The 23,574-nt window shown below is 70.3% G+C and carries 22 protein-coding genes; 12 read left to right on the forward strand and 10 right to left on the reverse strand.

Annotated elements, in window-relative coordinates; translation table 11 throughout:
• Positions 1–13: 13 nt before the first annotated feature.
• Both RJT50_RS10080 and RJT50_RS10085 read right to left on the reverse strand, forming a co-directional pair.
• Complete coding sequence (locus RJT50_RS10080; protein ID WP_313691143.1) at positions 14–547, reverse strand: DUF5815 family protein; 534 nt, start codon at positions 545–547, stop codon at positions 14–16.
• A gap of 72 nt (positions 548–619) precedes the next feature.
• Positions 620–952, reverse strand: a complete 333-nt coding sequence (locus tag RJT50_RS10085; protein ID WP_313691145.1) for a hypothetical protein — start codon at positions 950–952, stop codon at positions 620–622.
• Positions 953–1,796: 844 nt separating this feature from the next.
• Between RJT50_RS10085 and RJT50_RS10090 the strand changes: the two genes are divergently transcribed.
• The gene (locus tag RJT50_RS10090) at positions 1,797–3,704 is read left to right on the forward strand and encodes a S9 family peptidase (protein ID WP_313691146.1); all 1,908 of its coding nucleotides are present in this window, start codon (positions 1,797–1,799) and stop codon (positions 3,702–3,704) included.
• On the opposite strand, the gene RJT50_RS10095 is transcribed toward RJT50_RS10090, so the two are convergent.
• Complete coding sequence (locus tag RJT50_RS10095; protein ID WP_313691147.1) at positions 3,701–6,436, reverse strand: autotransporter outer membrane beta-barrel domain-containing protein; 2,736 nt, start codon at positions 6,434–6,436, stop codon at positions 3,701–3,703. The genes RJT50_RS10090 and RJT50_RS10095 overlap by 4 nt on opposite strands.
• 137 nt (positions 6,437–6,573) lie before the next feature.
• On the opposite strand from RJT50_RS10095, the gene gpmI reads away from it, so the two are divergent.
• Positions 6,574–8,118, forward strand: a complete 1,545-nt coding sequence (gene gpmI / locus RJT50_RS10100) for a 2,3-bisphosphoglycerate-independent phosphoglycerate mutase (RefSeq protein ID WP_313695967.1) — start codon at positions 6,574–6,576, stop codon at positions 8,116–8,118.
• Positions 8,119–8,131: 13 nt separating this feature from the next.
• Here the strand turns inward: gpmI and dnaG are convergent, their stop codons facing one another.
• Entirely contained in the window at positions 8,132–9,601 is a 1,470-nt protein-coding gene (dnaG, locus tag RJT50_RS10105; protein WP_313691149.1) for a DNA primase DnaG, read from the reverse strand.
• Positions 9,602–9,843: 242 nt separating this feature from the next.
• On the opposite strand from dnaG, the gene RJT50_RS10110 reads away from it, so the two are divergent.
• From RJT50_RS10110 to RJT50_RS10140, 7 genes are all read left to right on the forward strand, one after another.
• A complete protein-coding gene (locus tag RJT50_RS10110) occupies positions 9,844–10,656 on the forward strand; it encodes a YqcI/YcgG family protein (protein WP_313691151.1) in 813 nt (270 codons plus the stop codon).
• Positions 10,653–11,213, forward strand: a complete 561-nt coding sequence (locus RJT50_RS10115) for a cysteine hydrolase family protein (RefSeq protein WP_313691152.1) — start codon at positions 10,653–10,655, stop codon at positions 11,211–11,213. Before RJT50_RS10110 ends, RJT50_RS10115 begins: the two co-directional genes overlap by 4 nt.
• A 255-nt stretch (positions 11,214–11,468) precedes the next feature.
• A complete protein-coding gene (gene pyk / locus RJT50_RS10120; protein WP_313695968.1) occupies positions 11,469–13,229 on the forward strand; it encodes a pyruvate kinase in 1,761 nt (586 codons plus the stop codon).
• Positions 13,230–13,399: 170 nt separating this feature from the next.
• Positions 13,400–13,597 (forward strand): DUF7312 domain-containing protein, encoded by a 198-nt coding sequence (locus tag RJT50_RS10125; RefSeq protein WP_313691154.1) that lies wholly within the window; start codon positions 13,400–13,402, stop codon positions 13,595–13,597.
• 23 nt (positions 13,598–13,620) lie between these two features.
• Positions 13,621–14,277, forward strand: a complete 657-nt coding sequence (locus RJT50_RS10130; protein WP_313691155.1) for an NfeD family protein — start codon at positions 13,621–13,623, stop codon at positions 14,275–14,277.
• A 40-nt stretch (positions 14,278–14,317) separates the two neighbouring features.
• Positions 14,318–15,499: an SPFH domain-containing protein gene (locus RJT50_RS10135; protein WP_313691156.1), complete on the forward strand. Its 1,182-nt coding sequence runs from the start codon at positions 14,318–14,320 to the stop codon at positions 15,497–15,499.
• 78 nt (positions 15,500–15,577) lie between these two features.
• Positions 15,578–16,186, forward strand: a complete 609-nt coding sequence (locus tag RJT50_RS10140; protein ID WP_313691157.1) for a winged helix-turn-helix transcriptional regulator — start codon at positions 15,578–15,580, stop codon at positions 16,184–16,186.
• A gap of 63 nt (positions 16,187–16,249) precedes the next feature.
• On the opposite strand, the gene RJT50_RS10145 is transcribed toward RJT50_RS10140, so the two are convergent.
• Positions 16,250–16,510 (reverse strand): DUF7123 family protein, encoded by a 261-nt coding sequence (locus RJT50_RS10145; protein WP_313691159.1) that lies wholly within the window; start codon positions 16,508–16,510, stop codon positions 16,250–16,252.
• Positions 16,511–16,798: 288 nt separating this feature from the next.
• Here RJT50_RS10145 and RJT50_RS10150 point away from each other — a divergent pair, with 288 nt between their 5' ends.
• Positions 16,799–18,724, forward strand: a complete 1,926-nt coding sequence (locus tag RJT50_RS10150; RefSeq protein ID WP_313691160.1) for a flippase-like domain-containing protein — start codon at positions 16,799–16,801, stop codon at positions 18,722–18,724.
• A 30-nt stretch (positions 18,725–18,754) separates the two neighbouring features.
• Here RJT50_RS10150 and RJT50_RS10155 read toward each other — a convergent pair whose 3' ends face one another.
• The 3 genes from RJT50_RS10155 to RJT50_RS10165 form a co-directional block, all read right to left on the reverse strand.
• A complete protein-coding gene (locus RJT50_RS10155; RefSeq protein ID WP_313691161.1) occupies positions 18,755–19,171 on the reverse strand; it encodes a DUF8059 family membrane protein in 417 nt (138 codons plus the stop codon).
• An 80-nt stretch (positions 19,172–19,251) separates the two neighbouring features.
• Entirely contained in the window at positions 19,252–19,776 is a 525-nt protein-coding gene (yjjX, locus tag RJT50_RS10160) for an inosine/xanthosine triphosphatase (RefSeq protein WP_313691162.1), read from the reverse strand.
• A 75-nt stretch (positions 19,777–19,851) separates the two neighbouring features.
• On the reverse strand, positions 19,852–20,613 hold the full coding sequence (locus RJT50_RS10165) for a cobalamin-binding protein (protein WP_313691163.1): 762 nt from the start codon (positions 20,611–20,613) through the stop codon (positions 19,852–19,854).
• 177 nt (positions 20,614–20,790) lie between these two features.
• On the opposite strand from RJT50_RS10165, the gene RJT50_RS10170 reads away from it, so the two are divergent.
• On the forward strand, positions 20,791–21,759 hold the full coding sequence (locus RJT50_RS10170; protein ID WP_313691164.1) for a transcription initiation factor IIB: 969 nt from the start codon (positions 20,791–20,793) through the stop codon (positions 21,757–21,759).
• 67 nt (positions 21,760–21,826) lie between these two features.
• On the forward strand, positions 21,827–22,516 hold the full coding sequence (locus RJT50_RS10175) for a type I 3-dehydroquinate dehydratase (RefSeq protein ID WP_313691166.1): 690 nt from the start codon (positions 21,827–21,829) through the stop codon (positions 22,514–22,516).
• Positions 22,517–22,552: 36 nt separating this feature from the next.
• On the opposite strand, the gene RJT50_RS10180 is transcribed toward RJT50_RS10175, so the two are convergent.
• Positions 22,553–22,834: an ArsR/SmtB family transcription factor gene (locus tag RJT50_RS10180; protein WP_313691168.1), complete on the reverse strand. Its 282-nt coding sequence runs from the start codon at positions 22,832–22,834 to the stop codon at positions 22,553–22,555.
• The gene (locus tag RJT50_RS10185) at positions 22,821–23,558 is read right to left on the reverse strand and encodes a hypothetical protein (protein WP_313691170.1); all 738 of its coding nucleotides are present in this window, start codon (positions 23,556–23,558) and stop codon (positions 22,821–22,823) included. The genes RJT50_RS10180 and RJT50_RS10185 overlap by 14 nt, the downstream gene beginning before the upstream one ends.
• Positions 23,559–23,574: the final 16 nt, after the last annotated feature.

Consider the following 23,574-nt stretch of genomic DNA (forward strand, 5'->3'; position numbering starts at 1 on the left):
GGAGACCGGAAAATCAGACGTACACGTCGTCGGCGTCCAGGTCGCGCTCGGCCCGGTACTGCTCGACGAACTCGCCCACGTCGAACTCGAGCATCTGCTCCTCGAACTCCGTCATCGCGCCCTCGTCGTCGCTGTGTGAGACGGCGTGCTCCATCAGCTCCACGACGAGTTCGACGATGACCTCGTGGAGTCGTCGGGAGTCGAAGTCGGTCACCCACAGCATCGTGTAGCCGACGTCCTGGTCCTCGCTCACGTCCTCGGCGGCGACCGACTCGGGGAACTCCTCCAGCACGATGCCCATCAGGTGGGGCGTGCCGAACTCGGGCATCTCGTCGCTCGTCGTCTCGACGGCCTCACGGAGCAGCGAGACGAGGAACTCCGGGAGGAAGCGGTCCGGCGGGTTGACGTCGGTGACGACCGCGTGGGTCGCGCCGCAGTCGCACTCGAACTCCCGCATCCCCATGTCGAACTCGCGGACGCGGACGGTCTCCCCGCACGGGAGGTCGAACGCCTCGCCCCCGCCGCCGGGGACGCGCGGTTGTGCCATACCGGGGGGTAGTGGTCGGGGTCGGTTAAAAAGCGCGTTCGACGCCGACGGCGCCGACGGACCCGACAGGTGTTACTCGAAGTCCTCGTACTCCGGCTCCTCGCCCTCGGGAACCGCGTCGGTCTCGCCGGTCGGCTGGTCGAGGTTCTCCGCCTCGCTGCCGGCGTCCTCGTCCTCCTCCCAGCCGTCTGCGTCGTCTTCAGGGCCCCATTCGTCCGCTTCGGATTCGTCCGCTTCGTGTCCCTCCCCACCGTGTCGCTCCACCTCGACTTCGACCTCGATCCCGACGCCGTCGACCTCGAGTTCGGCCTCCGCCTCCGTGACGTCGCCGACCTCGATCTCGAGTTCGTCCTCGTCCACTTCGACCTCGACTTCCACGTCGACGCTGAGTTCCGCTTCCGACATGGATGCGAGTACGTGTTCATCACGCTTCAGCGTTTTCGCCGTGATTGGATTCAGGCGCCGGTGTAGGCTGTCGCTGTCGTCCTCACGGTAGTCGGGTTTCGTGTCCGTTCGGTCTCTGTGTCAATCGTCTCGAAAGCCCCCGCGGTTCTCGGCTTACGTGTTTGATCGCGGTCGGTTCGGCCACCTCGAAAGCCCCCGCGGCGCTCGACTCGGTGCGGCCGCTGTCGTTCGAAAATCGAAGAGTTTCGTGATGACGAAAGGCGCTCGCGCCTTTCGAACCACGCTCCTCGTCACTCGGCTCGCTGCGCTCGCCTGCGGTGGTTGTCGGTCCGCGCCTGCGCCGACTTACGGGAGAGCACGCTCTCCTGAATTCACGGGCGCAAGCACCCGTGAACGCCGCGGCCCCTTTCAGTCCCACCCGCCGCACAGCACCTCACCCTCCCTTCCCTCGGAGCACGCTCCTCGGAACTCACCCTCGTGGTTCGAAAGACGCCAGGGCGTCTTTCGTCAGTACGGGAAACCGACGGTTCCCCGTCAGCGGTCGGATTCCGTCGGAATCCGACGGCATCACGAAACTCTTCGATTTTCGAACGACTCCGCTCGCGTGAGCAGCCTCCTGCGCGTCTCGACCTCCGGCCTGCGGTGCTCGTCCCTCGCACGAGCGGCCGCGCTCCGCGCGAACGTCGCGCGCCAGGTGGTTTAGTCGGGAAGAGGCGCGGGAATTCGGAGAGGTCAGGCCGGCGATTCGGATGGAAAGCCTCTGGCCGCCGTCCGGTGCAGGCGAGTGACCGCCACCGTTCCGGTACCCGGAGATACAAGCGTCCTGGCCGCCGTTCCTCGGAACATGTACCGACGCGACATGCGCGACACGAGCGCGGACGACCTGCTCGCGGCGATGGCGAGCGCCGACGCGGTCGTCCAGGCGGCCCCCTCGCCCGACGGCGACTCGGTGGCCTACGCGAAGTCCCGCGAGGGGCGGATCGACCTCTGGTGCTGGGACGGCGAGACCGACACGCGACTGACGAGCGAGGGGATCACGGCCCAGCGCTACGGCCGCGGCGACCCCGCGTGGTTCGACTGGCACCCCGACGGCGGCGAGGTCGCGTTCGTCGACGCCGACGGGTCGCTCTCGACGGTCGACGTCGACACCGGCGAGGTAACCGCGCTCACGACGGCCGACGAACCGGACCTCGGCCTCGCGTACGGCCCCGACGGCGAGGAACTCGCGGTCGTGACGAACCGGTTCTCGCGCGCCTCGCTCGCGCTCGTCGCGGCCGACGGCTCCCGCGTCGAGGCGCTCGCGGACGACGAGTTCCTCTATCAGGACCCCCGATTCGCCGAGGACGGCACCGTCTACGCAGTGCGAGCGCGCCACCGGGACCTGTTCGACTACGAGGCGGCGCTGGTCCGCGCGGACCGCGACGGCGTGACGGAACTGTTCGGCCCCGATGGCGTCCGCGTCCAGAACGTCCGCCCGCGACCCGGGAGCGACGAGGTGGCGTTCGTCCACGACGCATCGGGATTCGACGCGGTCGCGGTACTTGACGGTGAGAGCGCGGCCCGCGACGGCGGCAGCGACGACGACGGCGACGATATCGACGATGGCGACGGAAGGGTGGAGCCGGAGGAACTGTACGCGGTCGAGGGTGCGGAGGTCGCCGACCCCGCCTGGAGCCCGTCCGGGAAGTCGCTCGCGGTCACCGTCACCGAGGACGCCGCCGCGAACGTCCACGTGCTCGACCGCGACGGCTTCAGCGACGTCCTCACCGACGAGCGCGCGTTCCACACCGCGCCCCGGTGGCTCGACGGCGACGTGATCACGGTCCGCGACACGCCACACCGGCCGCCGACCGTCCGGAACGCGAGCGCGGGCGAGCGGGTGACCCCGACAGCCGCGCCCGACTTCGGCGCTCGAATCCCGACCCCGGAGACCATCACCTACCAGTCGGGCGACCGGGACGTCCAGGCGGTCGTCTACCCGCCGGGTCCCGAGTCCGGGGACGACTCCGTCCCGGTGCTCGTGAAGGCCCACGGAGGACCGACCTCCTTCGACCGCTTCCGCTTCGACCACCGCGCTGCGTACTTCGCCGCGCTCGGCTACTGCGTCGTCCTCCCGAACTACCGCGGCAGCGACGCGTACGGCCGCGAGTTCCGGATGGCGAACGACCGCGACTGGGGCGGGGGCGACCTCGAGGACGTGATCGGTGCCGCGGACGCGGCCGCGGCGGCCTACGACGCGGCCGATGGCGACCGCGCGGGCATCTACGGCGGCTCCGGCGGCGGGCTGATGACGGTGAACGCGCTCGGCAACTCGGACCGGTTCCGCGCGGGCGCAGCGTTCTACGGCGTCTACGACTACGAGACGTTCGTCGACGACACCGACGACGTCGGCTGGCAGCTGATGAAGCGCGAACTCGGCGACCTCTCGACCGACGTCGAAAACTACCGCGACGCCTCGCCCATCCGCACGGTCCCGGACATCGAGGACCCGCTGCTCGTCCTCCACGGCGAGGACGACGCCCGCGTTCCGATCAGCCAGTCCGAACAGCTCTGCGATGAACTCGACAAGCACGGCAAGCGGTACGAGTTCCGCCGCTACGACGGCGAGCCGCACGGCTTCGGCGACCGGGAGAACGTCGTCGACGCCTACACGCGGGTCGCGGACCTGTTCGCGAAGTACCTCGCCGTCGACCCCGACGACGGCTCCAGCAGCCCGCACGAGCCCGAGGAGCCGGACCGGTCGTCGAGCTAGGTTTCGGCGTCGAGCGCCTGTGCGATCCGGCGGTCCGCCTGTGCCACGCGGCGTTCCACGAGCGTCCCGAAGTTTCCGGGCAGATCATCGCCAGTTCGTTCGACGGCGTCCAGAACGGCAGAGAGCGCCGACCGAAGCTCGCGGAGCTGCCGGTCGGCCTCCTCCCCGTCGCCGTTCTCCGCCGCCGCGGCGGCGCGGGCCGCACGTGTGGTTGCCTCCCGGAGCGCGCCGAGCAGGTCCACGAAACCGCCGAACGGACCGCCTCCGGCGTCGCTACCGCCGTCCTCGGTTCCGTCACTCCCGCCGTCCTCGGTTCCGTCACTCCCGTCGTTTTCGGTTCCGTCACTCCCGTCGCCACCGTCTCCGGTGCTCGTCGTTCCGGTGCCCGGACTCGTTTCGGTCTCGGATCCGTCGGTCGGGGTGTCCTCCCGGAACGGACCGTCCTCGCCCCGGTAGTTCAGGTCGTCGAGCACGCCGCCGTCGCTCTCCGTCCCGTTGAGCAAACTCTCGGCCGTCCCTTCGGCGGTCGTCTCTCCGGCGGTCGTCTCTTCTGCGGTTCGAACGACGTCCTCGCCCGCGTCCGAGACGCTCGTCACGACGTCGCTCGTGTCGGTCGTCACCGCCTCGGTCGCGTCTGCGACGTCCGTCCCGTCGACCGCGTCGTCGGTCGTTCCGTTCAGGAGTTCGTCGCCGTCGGTGTCGTTCGGAAGATCGTCGCCGTCCGTCCCGTTGAGGATCCCGTCGTCCTCCGTCCCGTTGAGCAAATCGTCGCCGTCGGTCTCGTTCAGCAGGTCGTCGCCGTCCGTGTCGTTCGACACGCCGTCACCGCCGACGGTCCCGTTCGTCAGCATCTCGACCGTCGAGAGCGCGCCCTCGACGGCGTCGGTGGCCGCCTCGGTCGTCCGCTCGGCGGTGTCGTCGGGCGCCGCGGCCCCGTCGATGGCGTCGATGCCGTCCTCCGCGACCGCGACCGCCTGCACCAGCGTCTCCGAGAGGAGCGTGTCGAGAAAGTCGACGAGCGCCGCCTTGCCGGTCCGCAGGTCCTCGACCGTGGCGGTCGCCTGGTCCGCGTCCGGGTTCACCCGGAACGCGCCGACGTCGCCGTTCCGGTCGGTCACCTCCGCCGTGAACGCGCCGGCCCGGTGGACGTACAGGCCGAAGCCGCCGTCCTCGTCTTTCGGCGGGCTGCCGGCGTAGACGGCCCCGGCGAAGTCGTCCTCGACGGTGACCGCCGCAACGGTGGGGTCGCCGGACCCGCCGCCGGCCCGTACCTTCACCGCGTCCTCGTTGGGGGCGAGGACGAGCGCGCCGTCGGCACCCGCGGCCGTCGTTCCGCCCTCGTCCCCGCGTTCGAACGTCTCTGCGTAGGGCGCGACGCCGGGCGCGTTCACCGTGAGCCGGTGGTCGCCGGCCGGGACGTCCCGGAACGCGGCCACGCCGCCCCAGGTCGGGACGGCGACCGGATCCGACTCAAGCCGCGCGACGCCCTCCGTGCGCGGGCTCCGGGTGTCGACGCCGTTGCTGCCGGGCGCTTGCGTCGACTCGGTCGCCTCGCGGACGGCGCCGACGACGTTCCCGAGCGTCCCGGTGAGATCGAGATCGTAGCGCTCGGTGAGCGCGTCCCTGTGGATCGGGTCGGTCACGTCCGCCGCCGGGTTCTCGAACCGCGGCTGGGTCCACGGCGTACCCACCGAGGTGAGGTGTGAGGCGACGGCGTCCTCGGCGAACCCCGGGACGGCGAACTGGAAGCTCAACTGTGGGCCGGTGAACGCCTCGACGTGGCTCACCTCCCCGACGTGGACGAGGGCGTAGGTGCCGTCCGCGGCGTCGGCCTCCGGGTGGCGTTCGGGGCGGAGGTGCAGGCCGTCCTCGCGGGTCGGGAGCTCCGAGGGCGGCGAGTCGTACTCGTCGAACGAGTCGACGGTCAACTCGCCGGGAACCAGGTGCTCGCGCGTGACGTTCGGCAGCTCCGGCAGGTCGTACACCGGGGTCCCGTCGAGCTCCGGGACGGCGTACGGGAGCGGGATGCCCTCGTCGCGGGGCAGGCCGTAGGCCGCCGGGATGTCCACCAGGTCGAGCACGCTGTTCGTGATGTCGGCGATGCCGCCGTCGAGCGGGAAGCGCTGGAACGTCTCCCTGTCCGCGTTCACCCCCAGCGCGCTGGAGTGGCTGCCGACCTCCGAGATGATCGCCGGCCGGTCGAGGTCGGGGTCGAGGAACTCGTTGTTGGGCACCTTCCGCGAGTGGGAGCTCGCGACGAACAGGACGGGCTCGTCGCGTTCCAGGTCGAAGAAGACGTGGAGCACCTCCCAGTCGTGCCAGTGGAAGTTCACCGAGAACTGGTCGAACGCCGAGTAGAACCAGAACTGCACGACGCCGAGGTCGGTTCCGGCGTACGTCCGGCCCTGATAGAACGACGTCGGTGCCGGCGGCGACCCGGATTCGGAGAGCTCCCTCGCGTAGCCGTCGAACGCGTCGAACCCGGTGACGACGGTCCGGCCGTCGTCGGTCTCGGACGCGTAGCGTCGCGGATCCGTCGGGTACCACGCCTCGCCCGCGCCGAAGTGCAGGTCGGGCGCGAACCGGTCGGCAAGCCGGCGCTCCCGCTCGGCGTCCATCGCCTCCGTCTCGGGCGCCTCGGACGTGCCCGTTCCCGAGAGCAGCACGCCGGCGCCGATGGCCGCCGCTCCCGCCGTTCCCCCCACCAGCAGCTTCCGTCGCGTAAGTTCCACGGTCGGCTCCCCCCTGAGGTACCCGCTCGATTTCCGCTCCCGGATGAAAGGTCCATCGGCGTGGCGCGGCGACGAACCGGAGCCGGGCGATGGCGGCAACCGACGGAGTGATGGGCGACGGGAAGCAGTTGGTTCCCATGAAGGCCGCGCTCGTGATCCTCGACGGCTGGGGCCTCTCCGCCGAGGAGTCCCCCCAGCACCGCGACGCCGTTCGCACCGCCGAGACGCCCACCTTCGACCGGCTCAGGGAGACCGGCGCGTTCGGAACCCTCACCGCGTACGGCCGGGACGTCGGCCTGCCGGACGACCAGATGGGCAACAGCGAGGTCGGTCACGTCAACGTCGGGGCGGGGCGGACCGTCTACCAGGAGTACACGCGGATCAACGACGCCATCGAGTCCGGCGCGTTCGCCGAGAACGAGGCCATCGCGGCCGCGCTCGACCACGCCGCCGACGCCGGCGGCCGCGTCCACTTCACGGGGCTAGTCAGCGACGGCGGGGTCCACTCCGATCGGGCACACCTCGCCGCGCTGATCGAGGCCGCCGCCGAGCGCGGCGTCGATGCCGTCACCCACGCGTTCACCGACGGGCGCGACACCGCGCCGAAGTCGAGCGCGGGCTTTCTCGCCGACCTCGAACCGGTCGTCGCTCAGCACGGAACCGGCGACGTCGCCACCGTGTCGGGCCGCTACTACGCGATGGATCGCGATCGGAACTGGGAGCGGACGAAGCGGGCCTACGACGCCATCGTGAACCGCGAGGCCGACCACGAGACTCCCACCGCCGTCGGGGGGGTGGAGGAGAGCTACGAGCGCGGCGACACGGACGAGTTCCTGGAGCCGACGCTCGTCGCGGGCGGGCCGGCGCTCGCCGACGGGGACGCGGTCGTGTTCTTCAACTTCCGGGCGGACCGCGCCAGACAGCTCACCCGGATGCTCGCCGACATCCGCCCGGCGGACTGGGAAGCCGACGGCGTGGCGACCGACCCGCCGGACGTCCACGTCACGACGATGACCGAGTACGACGCGACGTTCGGGCTGTCGGTCGCCTTCCCGCCCCAGCAGCCCGAGGACACGCTGGGGGAAGTGCTCTCGGAGGCCGGGCTCACCCAACTTCGCATCGCGGAGTCCGAGAAGTACGCCCACGTCACCTACTTCCTCAACGGCGGGCGCGAGGTGGAGTTCCCGGGCGAGCGCCGCGAGATCGTCGAGTCGCCGGACGTGCCGACCTACGACATGCGCCCCGAGATGAGCGCCGTCGAGGTGACCGACACGGCGCTGTCGGTGATAGAACGCGACGACCCGGACGTGCTCGTGCTCAACTACGCGAACCCGGACATGGTCGGACACACCGGCGACTTCGACGCGGCGGTCGAGGCCGTCGAGGCGGTCGACCGCGAACTCGGTCGGCTCGTCGAGGGCGTCCGCGCGGCTGGCGGTCACTTGCTCGTCACCGCCGACCACGGCAACGCAGACGACATGGGGACCCCGGAGAACCCACACACCGCACACACGTTCGCGCCGGTGCCGTTCGTCCACGTCGCGCCCGATTCCGCGCGTTCGGACGGACCGGCCCGGCGGGTCCGCCAGGGTGGGTCGCTCGTCGACATCGCGCCGACGCTGCTCGAACTGGTCGGCGTGGAGAAACCGGCCGCGATGACCGGAACGTCGTTGCTAGAGTGAGTCCGGTCCCGAACTACTGCAACAGCGCGTCGGCGGTGAGCACCCGGACCGACGTCGGGCGCTTCACGTACTCGCCCTCGCTCTCCGCGACGATCCGTTCGACTCCCCGCTGGGCAGCCACGTCGAGCACTCGCTGGGTGAGTTCGCCGTCGAGCACGAGCGTCACCGGCCGCTCGTCGGCGTCCGAGAGCGCGTCGAACGCCTCAGCCGCGGGGACTTCCGCCACGACGCCGTACTCACCGTCGAGCACGCGAGCCCGGTTCGAGCCGTCGCCGATCACCTCCCGCACGTGGTCCTTGAGCGTCCGCGGCGTGTCGTCGGTCGGGCCCGCGTCGGCCGTCGCCGCGCTCGACGCCGCACCGTCGGGTGTCGATTCCGGGTCCGGGTCCGCCGCCGGCTCCGGTTCCCCTCCCTGCTCCGACTCCGGATCCGACGCTGACTCCGGCTCCGGTTCCGCTCCCGACGTTTGCGGGGGGTCTGGACCGTCGGGCCCCCTCGTCGTCTCTGGACTCTCCGTCCCGGCCCTCGTGGAGTCCGTGTCGGGGGCGGGGTGGGCGCTCCCGTCGGTCGCGGCCACCGAGTTCGACTCCGACCCGGAGCTCCGGTCCGTGCCCGGACTGACGGTCGAGTCCGGTTCGGACGGCAGGTCGCCCGTCGTGGGATCGAAGCGGTACTCCTCCAGGTCGACCGTGTCGAACGGGACCTTCTCCCTGAGCGCGGCCATCACGTCGCGGCGCGGCAGGTCCTCGACCGACCGGCCTGCCGGGGCGAACGCGACGTAGTCCACGTCCCCGACCTGGGCCAGTTCGCGGAGGATGAGCTTCCCGCCGCGGTCGCCGTCGAGAAACGCCGTGACGGTTCGTTCTGCCGAGAGGTCCGCCACCGCGTCGGGGACGTTCGTCCCCTCGACCGCGACCGCGTTCTTGATGCCGAACTGCAGGAGCGTGAGCACGTCGGAACGGCCCTCGACGACGATGATGGCGTCGGAGTCACGGACGCGGGGACCGGCCGGCAGCCCCTCGTACTCGTCGATGCGTTCGACCCGCTGGGCCTCCCGCACCTCCTCGAGAATTTCGGCCGAGTCCATGATCGACTCGTCGAAGGAGTCGGCGAGCAGTTCCTTGGCCCGGTCGACGACCTCGCGGCGCTTTGCCGCGCGCATGTCCTCGATGGTCCGCACCTCGATTCGGGCCTCGCAGGGCCCGACGCGGGTGATCGATTCGAGGCTCGCGGCGAGGATGGCGGTCTCGACCCTGTCGAGGCTCGAGGAGATGGTGATCTGTCCGAAGCTCTGACCGTTCTCGGAGCCGACGTGGACGTCGATGCGACCGACCTTGGAGGACTGCTGGAGGTCCCGGAGATCGAGTTCGTCCCCGAGCAGGCCCTCCGTCTGGCCGAACACCGCGCCGACGACGTCGCTCCGTTCGACGACGCCGTCCGCGGTGATTCGCGCGTGGATGAGGTATTTGGCTGAATCGTCCATGTGAATCCCCTCCCGGGGGTGATGTATGTGGTGAGACGGTGACGGTGGTCACCAGTTGATATATAAGCGTTCCACCGTGGAAATACCTGTCGTACCACGCGGCCGACGCGTGTACACGTGGGGGCCACCGAGCACGTTCCCGACCGAAGTGAAACGCCGCCTCGTCCCCCTCCAAAGTGGATGAACGGTCGGTCCCGCGACCCGTGCGAAAGACACATCGTACCCGGAACGTATCGGACAGTATGAACGAACCGGGGCTGTCGTCGCTGCTCGACCAGTCGACGATGGCCGAGCGCGTCGTGCGGTCCGGGTCGCCGGCGTGGGCCCGTCGGCACTTCGAGACGTTCACCGACGGGCTGACCGGCGAACGAAACGGGTCCCCGTTCCCGTGTCACTTCGGCACGAACGCGGTCCAGCGCGGCGACCTGCTGTTCACCGCGGTCCCGTCGCTCACGGCCCCCGATGCGCTGTTCGACCTCCGGGACGCGATGCTGGAGTACCTCGACGCGTACGACGAGCACGCCGACCTCGCGCCGCTGGTGGCGTTCTTCGCGCCGCCAGAGGGGGCGTTCGCTGAGGCGGACTGGCACGAGGCGCTCTGGCACGTCCTGCAGTTCCTCCACGTCAACGACCCGGAGCCGTGGCCCGACGACATCCCGACCGACCCCGACGACGCGCGCTGGGAGTTCTGCTTCGGCGGGGAGCCGCTGTTCCCGACCTCGCGCGCGCCGTTCTACGACGAGCGTATGAGCCGATTCTCGCCGGTCGGCCTCGAGATCACGTTCCAGCCGCGCTCGCTGTTCGACGGACTGACACATGACACCGAGGCGGGCCGGCACGCGCGGGAGGTCATCCAGGGACGGCTCGGCGAGTACGACGGCGTCTGCCCCCACGCGGACCTGGGCGACTGGGGCGTGGAGGGCGACCGCGAGTGGCGGCAGTACCTCTTTTTCGACGACGAGTCCCAGTTCCCCGAGGAGTGTCCGCTGACGGTGACTCCCGAGGTGACCGCGATGGACGACCCGCGCGTGGCGACCGACGGGGGCCGGCCGTGACCGCGCTGCCTGCCCTGCTGTTGATCGACTTTCAGGTCGGCTTCGACGAACCGGGCTGGGGCGAGCGAAACAACCCCGACGCGGAGGCGAACGCCCGCCGACTGCTCGACGCCTGGCGCGAGCGCGGCGGCGGCGTGTTCCACGTCCGGCACGACTCGACGGAGCCGGACTCGCCGCTCCGGGGCGACGACGACGGCTTCGCGTTCAAACCCGACCTGGCACCGGAAGACGGCGAGCGCGAGTTCGTCAAGCACGTCAACTCGGGGTTCATCGGCACCGACCTCGAAGCCGAACTCCGCGGGGCCGGCCACGGGGAACTGGTCGTCGTCGGCCTGACGACGGACCACTGCGTCTCGACGACGACCCGGATGGCCGAGAACCTGGGCTTCGCCCCCACGGTCGTCTCGGACGCGACCGCCGCGCACGAACGCTCGCTCGACGGCGAACGCTTCGACGCCGACACCGTCCACAGAACGGCGCTGGCCCACCTCGCCGGCGAGTTCGCCGACGTGGCCACGACCGACGACGTGCTCGCCCGTCTCCCGGACGGAGCGTAGGTCGGAGTTCCGACGGCGACGAACGGTCGTCATCCGCCAAACGAACGACCGATCGACACCCCGGCGTGGTCCCGGCGGGTGTCCAGTAGCGGCGCGGGCCCGACCATCCGCCGGGTGGGACTTTCCAGCCGTTAGGTGTGGTGTTGACGGTCGGAGCGAAGCCGCCACCACACGCGGATGCGCAGAATTCACTCGGTTTCGACTCCCATCGTCGCACCTTTATCAACCGTCCCGCAAAGGGGCTAGAACATGACCATGCGCCGCGCCAAGATCGTCTGCACGCTCGGCCCGGCCTCCGACGACCGCGGGACGGTGCGGGCGCTCGCCGACGCCGGGATGTCGGTTGCGCGTCTCAACGCCAGCCACGGCACTACCGCCGACCGGGGGAACCTCATCGACACCATCCGCGCGGTCGACGACGCGACCGCGGACCCGCTCGCCGCGATGCTCGACCTCCAGGGTCCCGAGGTCCGGACCGCCGAACTCGACGAACCGATCCGGCTGGAGACCGGTTCCCGGATCCGGTTCGTCGAAGGTGAGGACGCGACGCCCGAGGAGGTCGGACTCAGCTACTCCATCACGGCCGTCGAGGCCGGGGACACCGTGCTGCTCGATGACGGTCGCATCGAGACGACCGTCGAGGGGATCGACGACGACGGGGCGGTCGAGGCGACGGTCGTGTCGGGCGGCGAACTCGCCTCCCGAAAGGGCGTCAACGTTCCCGGCGTGGAACTGGGACTCGACACCATCACCGAACGGGACGAGGCCGAACTCGATCTCGCCGCCGAGAAGGAGGTCGACTTCGTCGCCGCGTCGTTCGTCCGTGACGGGGAGGACGTCTACACGGTGAGCGAGGCGCTGGAGGAGCGCGGCGCGGAGGACGTTCCCATCGTGGCGAAGATCGAGCGGGCCGGCGCGGTCGAGAACCTCGAGGGCATCATCGACCCCGCCTACGGCGTGATGGTCGCCCGCGGCGACCTCGGGGTCGAGTGCCCGCTCGAGGACGTTCCGATGATTCAAAAGCGCATCATCCGGGGCTGCGTCGAGTCGGGCACTCCCGTCATCACCGCGACCGAGATGCTCGACTCGATGGTCCACTCGCGGCGACCGACACGGGCGGAGGCTTCCGACGTCGCGAACGCCGTGCTCGACGGTACCGACGCCGTGATGCTTTCCGGGGAGACCGCCATCGGCGACCACCCCGTTCGGGTCGTGGAGACGATGGACCGCATCGTCCGCCAGGTGGAACGCAGCGACGAGTACGCCGAGACCCGGGAGGGGCGCGTGCCGCTGGCGGACGCCGACTCCCGGACCGAGGCGCTCGCTCGCTCGGCGCGGTATCTCGCCCGCGACACGGAGGCCGCCGCGGTCGTCGCGGCTTCCGAGTCGGGCTACACCGCGCGCAAGACCGCCAAGTTCCGCCCCGGCGTGCCGGTCGTGGCGACGACGCCGAGCGACAGGGTCCGCCGGCAACTCGCGCTCTCGTGGGGCGTCCGGGCGATGTACGCCGACTACTCGGGCGGCATCGACGCCGTCATGGACTCGGCGGTGTCGGCCGCGCTCGACGCCGAGGCGGCCGAATCGGGCGACACGCTCGTCGTGCTCTCGGGGATGATGACCGAACTGGAGGGGACGAACACGACGAACACGCTGAAGCTCCACGTCGCCGCCGAGACCGTCGCGGCCGGGCGGGCCGTCGTCAGCGGCCGCGTCGCGGGACCGGTCCGGCGCGTCGGCGACGGCGACCTCTCCGCGTTCCCGGAGGGCGGTATCGCCGTCCTCCCCTCGGAGTTCGACGCCGAGTTCGAGGGCGACACCGGGAAACTCGGCGGCATCGTCGACGCCCGCCCGGGAATGACCGGCTATCCGGCGCTCGTCGCCCGCGAGCGTGGGATCCCGATGATCTCGGGCGCGCAGCTTCCCCCGGACGTCGACGACGGAACCACCGTGACGCTCGACGCCGAGCGCGGCGTCGTCTACGAGGGCAACGTCATCGCACACGCGAGGCGACGCTGACGCAGGCGGCCGGTGACGCAGGGAGCCGGTGACGCAGGGAGCCGGTGACGCAGGGAGCCGGACGGGGTCGGAGCGACGTCTCCGTCGGGCGAGCAATACTCGAGTCCGAACCGAGTCCGGAGGTCGCAGGTCCCGTTACCCATTTACCGCCCCGCCACGAACTGGTCCGCATGAGCGACGAGTTCGGTGACGACGGCGAGGCCGACGACGAGGGGTGGCGCTTCGCGCTCGATGACGTCGACGAGGACGGCATCGTCGGCCCCGAAACCGACCCGATCGAACCCGAACACGTGTCCGTCGAGAACGCGCTGTTCGTCACGGTGGGCGTCCTCGGGACGCTGCTCGTGTTCGTCGCGGCCACGCTTTAGTACCCGCCCCCTAACACCCGGGTATGGTCCTGCAGTTAGACGTCCTGGGGCCCGACACCCTGCCGCTGTTGCTCGTCGCCTCGGGACTCGTCATCTCCATCCTCGAAGCGCTCGCGCCGGGCGCACACCTCATCGTCGTCGGCGTCGCCCTGCTCGCCGCCGGACTGGTCGGCCTGCTCCTTGGCCCGTTCGCAACCGTCCTGGCCAGCCCGTTCGTCCTCGGCCTGCTCGTCATCCTCTTCGGCTCGCTCGCGTTCTACGGCTACCGCGAACTCGACATCTACGGCGGGAAGGGTCAACAGCAGACGTCCGACTCCGACTCGCTCCGCGGCTCTACCGGCCGCGTGACCGAGACGGTGACGCCGACCGGCGGGGAGATCAAGCTCGACGGCGGCGGCTTCAGCCCGTACTACTCCGCGCGATCGGTCGAGGGCGAGATTCCGGAAGGCACCGAGGTGATGGTGGTCGACCCCGGCGGCGGCAACGTCGTCACCGTCGAGTCGCTGGCGGGCGGGATGGACGACATCGACCGCGAACTCGCGCGGGGTCGAGAGCACCAGCGCGAGTCCGCGGACGTCGAGGGCGGAACGAACGGCGGTTCCGGGGGGGACGAGGGTGGCGCAGTCGGCGGCGAGGAAAACCACGAGATCGAGCCGGAACGGGAGCGGGAACGGGAGTAGGGAGCCGAACGCTTAAGCCGCGAGGCGAGAAGCCTCCGACATGGTCCCGCTTCCCTTACAGTTCGCCGGGCTGACCGCGGCGTTCCTCGGGCTGTTGTTCCTGCTCGTGGTCGTCGTGGCGCTGTATCAGGCGATCGTCATCGTCGACGCCTACGAGAAGCAGGCGCTCACGGTGTTCGGCGAGTACCGACAGCTGCTCGAACCGGGAATCAACGTCGTCCCGCCGTTCGTCTCGCGGACGTACACCTTCGACATGCGGACACAGACGCTCGACGTGCCGCGCCAGGAGGCGATCACCCGCGACAACTCGCCGGTCACCGCCGACGCGGTCGTCTACATCAAGGTGATGGACGCGAAGAAGGCGTTCCTCGAGGTCGAGGACTACAAGACGGCCGTCTCCAACCTCGCGCAGACGACGCTGCGCGCGGTGCTGGGCGACATGGAGCTCGACGACACGCTCAACAAGCGCCAGGAGATCAACGCGCGCATCCGGAAGGAGCTCGACGAGCCCACCGACGAGTGGGGGATCCGCGTCGAGTCCGTCGAGGTCCGCGAGGTCAACCCCTCGAAGGACGTCCAGCAGGCGATGGAGCAGCAGACCTCCGCCGAGCGTCGCCGCCGCGCCATGATCCTCGAGGCGCAGGGTGAGCGGCGCTCCGCCGTCGAGTCCGCGGAGGGTGAAAAGCAGTCGAACATCATCCGCGCGCAGGGTGAAAAGCAGAGCCAGATCCTCGAGGCGCAGGGCGACGCCATCTCGACGGTACTTCGCGCGAAGTCCGCCGAGTCGATGGGCGAGCGCGCCATCATCGACAAGGGGATGGAAGCGCTCGTCGACATCGGCCAGGGCGACTCCACGACGTTCGTGCTCCCCCAGGAGCTCACCTCGCTCGTCGGCCGCTACGGCAAGCAGCTGACCGGCTCCGACGTGCAGGACTCGGCCGGGCTCGACTCGCTGGAGTTCGACGAGGAGACCCGCGAGATGCTCGGGCTCGACGACATCGAGGAGATCCTCGGCCAGATCGACGAGGCCGCCGAGATGGACACCGAGGCGCTCGAACAGGAGGCCGAGGCCGTGAAGTCCGGCGACATCGACGACAGCATCAAGTCCGCCGACGAGATCATCTCGAACGCGAACGCGGACGACTCCGTGCAGTCGGCCGATCAGGCCGTCGACGAGGGTGACGGCGCCGCCGACGCCGAAACCGAGTCGGAGACCGAGTAGTTACCGGTCGCGGCCGGCTACTGACCCGGCCGTCGCGGCGACGACATCCTTTTGCGGACACCCCGAGAACGTGGAGGCGTGACGCGCGAGGTCGACGCGAACAAGCGGGCCACGCTCCGGCGGTTCGCCGCGCTCGGAGCGGCGACGCCGCTGGTCGCGAGCGGCTCTGCCGCCGCCGAGGAGGACACCTCCGCGGTCCGGGACGCCATCCGCGGCTACCTCACGCGAACCCCCGGCGCGCACTTCTCGAAGCTCCGCGACGACCTCCGACTCGGAACCGGCGAGACCCAGCACCACCTCCGGCGGCTCGAAACCGACGGCGAGGTGACGTCGCTGAAGGACGGCGACTACAGACGGTACTACCCGGCCGAGCGCTTCTCGACGTTCGAGATGGTCGCGCTCGGCTACCTCCGCCGGCCGACGCCGCGCGGGATGCTCGTCGAACTGCTCAGGGAGCCCGACGCGACCGGCGCGGACCTGGCCCGCGCGCTCGACGTCTCGCGGGCGACGGTGAGCAACTACGCGGGCGAACTGGAAACCGCCGACCTGCTCGACCGGTCGGACGGCTACGCGGTCGCGGACCCCGAAACCGTCATCGCGCTGCTCGTCCGCTACGCCGACTCGTTCGGCCCGGACGCCGTCGCGTTCGCCGACGAGGCGGCGCGGTTCATCAGCTACGACGGGTAGGTACCGTCGAACGAATCGTCACGGTCGAACTGCAGTCGCAGGAAAACTGGTCCTCGGAGGGCCTCACGCCGTGACCATCCACGTCGTGCCCGAACTGTAGCCCCACTTCTCGACGTCGAGGTCGAACTCGCCCTCACAGATCGGGGGCATGTTCGCGCCGACCTCCTTCGCGCTCATGTCCAGTTCCTCGGCGATGAGCCGCGACTTGAAGTACGTCCGGCTGTCGGCGTGCTCGCGGAGGTAGCCGAGAATTCGAAGCTGTTTGTCGGTCAGGTCGGTCACCGCGGGGGCCGCCGCCGTCTCGGTCGTCCCGGTGGCGCTCATACACGTCCGTGGGTCCGCTCCGGACATAGGGGATTTGGTACGGTGGCTTAACACGCCGCCGTACCGCGATCAGAGTCGGACACGTTCGGGTGGGACTACCGACGGCACCCTCCCTCGGTACGGTCGTCAAACGTGAGCCTACCGTCGCGGCTCTCCCTCCGCCGAGCGCCGGAAGCCAGGCCGGTCGAGTCGATGGTCACCGGGAGGTGGGCGGACGACGGGGAGTTCCAGCGCGGACGGGACCGAGGACAGAAGGTTCTTACCCGGGCGAGGGCGACCTGTGGGGTAATGAGCCGACCCGGCGGCGACGCGGTCACGCCGGGGGACTCGTCCCCCCGACCCGTCGAGGTGAGCGTCGTCCTCCCCGCCTACGACGAGGAGCGGACCATCGAGTCCACGGTGCGGACGACCGTCGAGACGCTCTCGGCGTTCCTCCCGGCGAACGCCTTCGAGGTCATCGTCGCCGAGGACGGCTGCTCGGACCGGACGCCCCAGATCGCCGACCGCCTCGCGGCCGAGGACGAGCGCGTCCGCCACTTCCACAGCGAGCAGCGCCTCGGTCGGGGCGGCGCGCTGGAGTTCGCGTTCGAGCGGGCCGCGGGGGACACGCTGGTCTACTTCGACACCGACCTCGCCACGGACATGCGCCACCTCGAGGAGCTCGTGGCGACCGTCCGGTCGGGCGAGGCCGACGTGGCGACGGGGTCCCGTTGGATGCCCGGACGGGAGGCAGATCGCCCCCCAGAGCGTGGCGTGCCGTCCCGCGGGTTCAACCTCCTCGTACGAACCGTCCTGCGGTCGGACCTCCGGGACCACCAGTGCGGGTTCAAGGCGCTCTCGCGGGAGGCGTTCGACCGCCTGCAGGGCGACGTCGAGGACGAGCACTGGTTCTGGGACACGGAACTGCTCGTGCGCGCCCAGCGGAGCGGCCTGGCGGTCGCGGAGTTCCCCGTGGACTGGGAGCCGAAAGGTGACTCGAAGGTCGATCTCGTCCGCGACGTGTTCGGCATGGGGAGCCAGATCCTCCGGCTCTGGTGGCAGCTCTCGGTCACCCCGCGCATCACCCGCGGCCGGACGGTCGGTGCCGGCGTCCTGCTCACGCTCGTCGCGCTCGCGCTGATGACGCTGTACCTCGACCCGACAGCCGTGTTCGACGCCTTCGGGCGAGCCGACCTGACCCTGGTCGCGGCGGCGGCCGCCGTCTACGTGCTGTCCTGGCCGCTCCGGGGGCTGCGCTACCGCGACATCCTCTCGGAACTGGGCTACCGGGAGACGCTGGGCTTTCTCACCGGCGCGGTGTTCATCAGCCAGACCGGCAACCTCGTGTTCCCCGCACGCGCGGGCGACGCGGTCCGGGCGTACGTCGTGAAAGCCCGTCGCGGAATCCCGTACCCGACCGGCTTCGCATCGCTCGCGGCGGAACGCGTGTTCGACCTGCTGACGATCACCGCGATGGCCGGCGCGGTGCTGCTCGGACTGCTGGCGACCGGCAGCACGGGTGATCTCGCCGCGGCGGTCTCGGGCAACGTCTCGGGCGACGTGGTCACCGCGGGCGCGATCAGGACCGCAGTCCGCGTCGCGGCAGCCGTGGGCGTCGCCGCCGCCGTCGGGATGTTCGTCATCATCGCCTCGACCCGGACCGAGCGCAACTACGTCCGGGAGGTCGTCGGCCGGTTCTCCTCGGACTCGTACGTCGACTACGTCGCGGGCGTCATCGAGGAGTTCGTCGAGGGCGTCCAGACCGTCGCCGGCCGGCGGGGCTCGTTCCTGCGCGTGAGCGGCGAGTCGGTCGCCATCTGGTCGCTCGACGTCGTCACCGCGCTGCTGGTGCTGGCCGCGTTCCCGGACGCCGCCGCGTCGATGGGCACCGGCCAGCTGGTCGCGGTCGGCTTCTTCGCCGTCTCGGTCGGCAACCTCGCGAAGGTACTCCCGCTCTCGCCGGGCGGGATCGGCCTCTACGAGGCGGCGTTCACGGCGTTCGTCGTCGCGCTCGGCGGCGTCGCCGCGCCGGTCGCCTTCGCCGCGGCGGTGCTCGACCACGCGGTCAAGAACGCCGTCACGGTGGTCGGCGGCGTCGGCTCGATGCTCGGGCTGAACGTCTCGCTCACGGCCGCGGTCGAGGAGACGGAGGAACTCGACTCCGACGATGACGTGGACGCGGAGGTCGACGGTGACCCGGACGTCGAGAGCGACGTGGACGTCACCGACGACTGACGGCGGAACGGGGCGGGAAGAACGCGCGGCTCAGTCGTCCGCCGGCGACGCGCTCCCGAGGCGACCTCCACGGTCGTGATCGCCGGTCGCCGCCACGTACGCCATGAGCAGCATCGAGACGAGCAGGCAGAGGCCCCAGAGGAACGACGTCGGGATAAGCATCGTCACGCCGGCACCCTCGCCGACCCAGATCGTCACCGGGAGCAGCCACTGGCCGGCGACGAACAGCCCCGTCACCGCGCTCCGGAGGCGTCCGGTGACGCCGAGCGCGGGCACCGCGAAGCCGAGGACGACGGCGAGGATCGAGAGCACGCCCATGTGTGCGTGGCCGCCGACGAGCCAGCCCGGGACGCCCTGCCCGGACGCGAGGAGCATGTTCTGATACAGTCCGATCGTCATCATCGTGGCGAGTCCGAGGAACCCGGACGTCTTGAGAATTCGTGTCATCACTCGTCGGGAGGTGACAACGACAACTGATAAATGTGAGTGAATTTCTGCAGGGCGGCGACGGTGAAACCGAACGTCGCTCAGTAGAGTGAGCTTACGAACGGGCCGAGCGCGCCGGCGACCGCGGTGGTGAGCGCTCCCGTCCGGTCGATGCGACCGCCCGTGAGCGCGCCCGCTGCCCCCTGCCGTCTCGCCACGTCGTCCTCGCCGAGCGTTTCGTCCATCACCGGGCCGAGTTCCTCGCCCTCGCGGACGCGGCTGGCGATGTCATCCGGGAGGACGAGGCTCGGTCCCGCGCCGTCCCCCCGGCGGTCGCCGTCCGTGACGGCGGCCCACATGACGAGCAGGAGGTCGCCCTCGGGGCCAGGCGCGACGCCGCCCTCGATGCCGACTGCGAGGTCGTACCCCTCGGCGAGGACCGCCTCCGCGCGGTTTCTCGCGCCGGTACGCGTCTCGCCGTGCCCGGACGGCTGCTCGGGCACGCCCGAGGGGACCGGACACGCTTCGACTGCCGCGTCGGTCCCGAACGCGTCGGCCTCGCTCGTCAGTACCGCCCTCGTCGCCTCGATCTTGACCGGGTTCCCCGACCCGACGCCGACTCGCATCGAGTGTGAGACGGGAGTGCGGGGAGGTGTGTGTTACGGTCGCGGCCCCGGCGCGTCCGTCGGGGACGCCGGCCCTCAGTCGTCGTCCCCCTCGTCGACGTCGACCCCGTGGAGTCGTTCGGCGAGCCCCTCGATGCCGTCGACGAGTCGGGGGCTCGGCTGGTTCAACAGGTCGTCGTCGACGACGTGGACCTCGGCGTCGAGCTCCCAGTCGCGCTCCTCGAGGACGGACGGGTCCGACCGATCGCCGGAGCCGCAGACGTGGAGGACGACGTGGTCGGGGTCGGCGTCGGGGACCTTCTCCGGGCCGACCTCGTGCGAGCGGTCGCCCGGTTCGGTGAACGGGTAGCGGCCGCCGGCCGCGACGACGGCGTCCGGGACCCAGTTGCCGGCCGCCATCGGCGGGTCGGACCACTCCTCGCAGTAGACGACGGGTCGGTCGCGCCCGGCGACGGCGTCCCGGACGCGACGGACTCGCGTCCGACACTCCCGGACGAGCCGGTCGCCGTCCCCGGGGCGACCGACCGCCTCGCCGACGGCCGCGATGGACTCAAACACGTCCGCGAGCGTCGACGGCTCACGGTGGTGAACGTCGAGCCCCCGCCCCCGGAGTTCGTCCCGGAGCTCACGCTGGAGCGGGTCGTTCGTCAGGACGACGTCCGGGTCCAGCGCGGCGACTCGGTCCGGGTCGGCGTTCAACCAGCCCCCGAGCGACGCGGCCTCGTCGTACCCGCAGTGAGCAGTCACCCCCACGAGCGACTCGGCCGCGCCCATCTCGACCAGGGTCGCGGTCGCGCTCGGGGCGAGCGAGACGGTCCGAGTCGCCGGGTCGCACATACCGACTGGTAACGAGGTGGGTTGAAATAGGTCACGTTACGTGATGACACGACCCGTAGACGGCGGGGTGCTCTCGCGCTCGAAACCGTTTGGTTTATACGTCTGTCTTTCCTCCTTTACTTACAGAATTTGCCCGGGCCTTTTTCAGCAGTTACCCGGGAGCATTCGCGCCACCAAATGAGCGAGAAAACATACGCCCGACGGGAGACGACCGAGCGGGAGACGGCGACGGAGGAAACGGCCGACGAGACGCTCGCGTGTCCGGAGTGTAGCGGCAACGTCATCCAGGACGAGGAGCACGGCGAGACGGTCTGTGCGGAGTGTGGACTCGTCATCGAGGAGGACTCGGTCGACCGCGGGCCCGAGTGGCGCGCGTTCGACGCCGCCGAGAAGGACAAGAAGAGCCGCGTCGGCGCCCCGACGACGAACACGATGCACGACAAGGGGCTCTCGACGAACATCGACTGGCGCGACCAGGACGCCTACGGCCGGTCGCTCGGCTCCCGGCAGCGCCAGAAGATGCGTCGGCTCCGCAAGTGGAACGAGCGCTTCCGCACCCGCGACTCGAAGGAGCGGAACCTGAAGCAGGCGCTCGGCGAGATCGACCGGATGGCGAGCGCCCAAGGGCTCCCGGACAACGTCCGCGAGACCGCGTCAGTCATTTACCGCCGCGCGCTCGAGGAGGACCTGCTTCCCGGCCGCTCCATCGAGGGCGTCTCCACCGCGTGTACGTACGCCGCCGCCCGGATGGCCGGCGTGCCGCGCTCGCTCGACGAGATCTCGGACGTCTCCCGCGTCGAGAAGGACGAGGTCGCCCGCACCTACCGCTACGTCGTCCGCGAGCTGAAGCTGGAGGTCAAGCCCGCGGACCCCGAGCAGTACGTCCCCCGGTTCGCGTCCGCGCTGGGTCTCTCGGAGGAGGCCGAGCGCCGCGCGAAACAGCTCCTGAAGAACGCCAAGGAGAAGGGCGTCCACTCGGGCAAGTCGCCCGTCGGGCTCGCGGCCGCCGCGGTGTACGCCGCCGCGCTGCTCACCAACGAGAAGACGACGCAGGCGGCCGTCTCGGAGGTCGCCGACATCTCCGAGGTCACCATCCGGAACCGCTACCACGAGCTGCTCGAGGCCGAGGAAGGCCTCGTCGCGTAACGTCCGCGACCCCGGTTCGAACTGGTTCGCGGGAAACCGTTTTGCGCCGCCGTCCCGAGGCCCCGGTATGACCCTCGACTCGTTTCACCTCGCGGCGGCAACCGCCGACCTCGCCGAGGAGCCGGCGGCCCGCGAGCACGCCGACTGGCTGGAGTTCAGGATGGATCTGGCCGAGGAGCCGCTCGAATCGCTCGCCGACTACGACGGCGAACTGCCGCTGGTCATCACCAACCGGGCGACGTGGGAGGGCGGCGACGCCCCGCCGTACGAGCGGCTTGACGCCCTGGTGCGCGCCGTCGAGCACGAGTCGGTCGCGGCCGTCGACGTCGAACTGGCGACCCTCCTGGGTCGTCCGACCGGGACGAACGACGCGACCGCCGCCGACCTCGTCGGCGACGCGCGCAACCGCGGCGTGACCGTCGTCGCCTCGGTCCACGACTTCGACGGAACGCCCGACCCCCGGACGCTGGATTCGCTCCTCTCGGCCGCGGCCGCCGCGGGGGACGTGGGAAAACTGGCGACGAGAGCGGGGAATCGGGCGGACTCGCTCGCGCTGCTCTCCGCGACCCACCGCGCTACCGAACGCGGCGAGACGGTGGCGACGATGGCGATGGGCGAGGCGGGAAAACACACCAGGGCGGTCGCGCCGGTGTACGGATCACGCATCGGCTACGCGCCGGTCCGCGCCGAGGCCGCGACCGCGCCCGGCCAGTACGACCTGGCGACGTTGCGGAAGCTCGTCGATCGACTGCAGTGACCGGCGGGCTCGGTCGATGACGGCTACGGGAGGAGATCAGGCCGGGACGGAGGTTCGAAGCAGTCCGGCGAGCGTGTCGCCCTCGCGGGTCAGCACGTAACCCCCTTCGCGCTTTTCGACGAGGCGACCGCGGAGGCGACCGAGGTGGTAGTTGAATCGACCGGTGTCGCTCACCCCGAGGCGGTCACAGAGGACGCTGAACGGGACCGGATCGGAGTCACCCCCGGCTAGCTCGCGGACGATCCGCAAGCGAGTCTCGTCGCTGAGCAGGTCGAACGTCGACGCCAGCGCCGGCTCGTCCCCTTCACTCGTCGGCATCGAGCACCACCTCCGGAACGTCGACCTCGTCCACGGTCGGTCGGCCGTCCTCGCCGCGCGTCCAGGACAGGACGGGGCGGACGCGGTAGGACTCCGCGCCGTCGGCGAAGGACAGCACCGCCGCGTCGCCGGCGGCGAGGCGGGTGTTCACGCGCTGTCTGTCCCCGGCGTCGAAACTGTTCGCCTCCGCCACGCCCTTTCCTCGCCTGAGGGCGACGACCTCGATCGAGAGGCCGTCCGGCCCAGTCTCCAGCGCGACGCGGAGCGGAACCGTGGCGGACCCCTCGTCGTCGAGGAACGGAAACGCCAGCGTCGCGTCCTCGGCACTGGCGAGCGATTCCACCTCGTCGTCGAGCCCCCCTGGCGCGTCGGCGGCGTCCGGCCGCGGCGGCACGTCGATGCCGGCCGATCCGAACGACGACGCGAGCGTGTCGTACACCTTGTTCTGAATCTCGCGCTCGAGGCCGCTCGCAAAGCGGTCCCACCGGTCGCCCCGTTCCTCGCGGTGCTCGCCGTCCCTCGGGCCCGCCGGCCCGGGCTCGCCGACCGGTCCGCCGGCACGTTCTCCCGGGGAATCGTTCGGCGGCGACTGGCCCCCCGCTTCGCGGCGCGTTAATCCCCTGTAGAGCACCTCCTCCCAGGAGAGATCGAGCTCCCGCTTCCGGCGCTTCATCCGCTCGAACACCTCGTCGTCGTCGACGGTGATCCGTACCTCGCGGGCCATTATGTGAGTCCCCATC

The organism is Halobaculum sp. XH14, from assembly GCF_032116555.1.
Lineage (GTDB): Archaea > Halobacteriota > Halobacteria > Halobacteriales > Haloferacaceae > Halorarum > Halorarum halobium.

What these genes read in the sequence shown, in the direction of transcription:
- RJT50_RS10150 (WP_313691160.1), top strand. Translation starts at nt 16,799, where the DNA reads ATGAGCCGACCCGGCGGCGACGCGGTCACGCCGGGGGACTCGTCCCCC.
- RJT50_RS10175 (WP_313691166.1), top strand. Translation starts at nt 21,827, where the DNA reads ATGACCCTCGACTCGTTTCACCTCGCGGCGGCAACCGCCGACCTCGCC.
- RJT50_RS10180 (WP_313691168.1), bottom strand. Translation starts at nt 22,834, where the DNA reads ATGCCGACGAGTGAAGGGGACGAGCCGGCGCTGGCGTCGACGTTCGAC.
- yjjX (WP_313691162.1), bottom strand. Translation starts at nt 19,776, where the DNA reads ATGCGAGTCGGCGTCGGGTCGGGGAACCCGGTCAAGATCGAGGCGACG.
- RJT50_RS10145 (WP_313691159.1), bottom strand. Translation starts at nt 16,510, where the DNA reads ATGAGCGCCACCGGGACGACCGAGACGGCGGCGGCCCCCGCGGTGACC.
- RJT50_RS10185 (WP_313691170.1), bottom strand. Translation starts at nt 23,558, where the DNA reads ATGGCCCGCGAGGTACGGATCACCGTCGACGACGACGAGGTGTTCGAG.
- RJT50_RS10125 (WP_313691154.1), top strand. Translation starts at nt 13,400, where the DNA reads ATGAGCGACGAGTTCGGTGACGACGGCGAGGCCGACGACGAGGGGTGG.
- RJT50_RS10130 (WP_313691155.1), top strand. Translation starts at nt 13,621, where the DNA reads ATGGTCCTGCAGTTAGACGTCCTGGGGCCCGACACCCTGCCGCTGTTG.
- RJT50_RS10080 (WP_313691143.1), bottom strand. Translation starts at nt 547, where the DNA reads ATGGCACAACCGCGCGTCCCCGGCGGCGGGGGCGAGGCGTTCGACCTC.
- RJT50_RS10155 (WP_313691161.1), bottom strand. Translation starts at nt 19,171, where the DNA reads ATGACACGAATTCTCAAGACGTCCGGGTTCCTCGGACTCGCCACGATG.
- pyk (WP_313695968.1), top strand. Translation starts at nt 11,469, where the DNA reads ATGCGCCGCGCCAAGATCGTCTGCACGCTCGGCCCGGCCTCCGACGAC.
- RJT50_RS10090 (WP_313691146.1), top strand. Translation starts at nt 1,797, where the DNA reads ATGTACCGACGCGACATGCGCGACACGAGCGCGGACGACCTGCTCGCG.
- RJT50_RS10170 (WP_313691164.1), top strand. Translation starts at nt 20,791, where the DNA reads ATGAGCGAGAAAACATACGCCCGACGGGAGACGACCGAGCGGGAGACG.
- dnaG (WP_313691149.1), bottom strand. Translation starts at nt 9,601, where the DNA reads ATGGACGATTCAGCCAAATACCTCATCCACGCGCGAATCACCGCGGAC.
- RJT50_RS10110 (WP_313691151.1), top strand. Translation starts at nt 9,844, where the DNA reads ATGAACGAACCGGGGCTGTCGTCGCTGCTCGACCAGTCGACGATGGCC.
- gpmI (WP_313695967.1), top strand. Translation starts at nt 6,574, where the DNA reads ATGAAGGCCGCGCTCGTGATCCTCGACGGCTGGGGCCTCTCCGCCGAG.
- RJT50_RS10165 (WP_313691163.1), bottom strand. Translation starts at nt 20,613, where the DNA reads ATGTGCGACCCGGCGACTCGGACCGTCTCGCTCGCCCCGAGCGCGACC.
- RJT50_RS10085 (WP_313691145.1), bottom strand. Translation starts at nt 952, where the DNA reads ATGTCGGAAGCGGAACTCAGCGTCGACGTGGAAGTCGAGGTCGAAGTG.
- RJT50_RS10135 (WP_313691156.1), top strand. Translation starts at nt 14,318, where the DNA reads ATGGTCCCGCTTCCCTTACAGTTCGCCGGGCTGACCGCGGCGTTCCTC.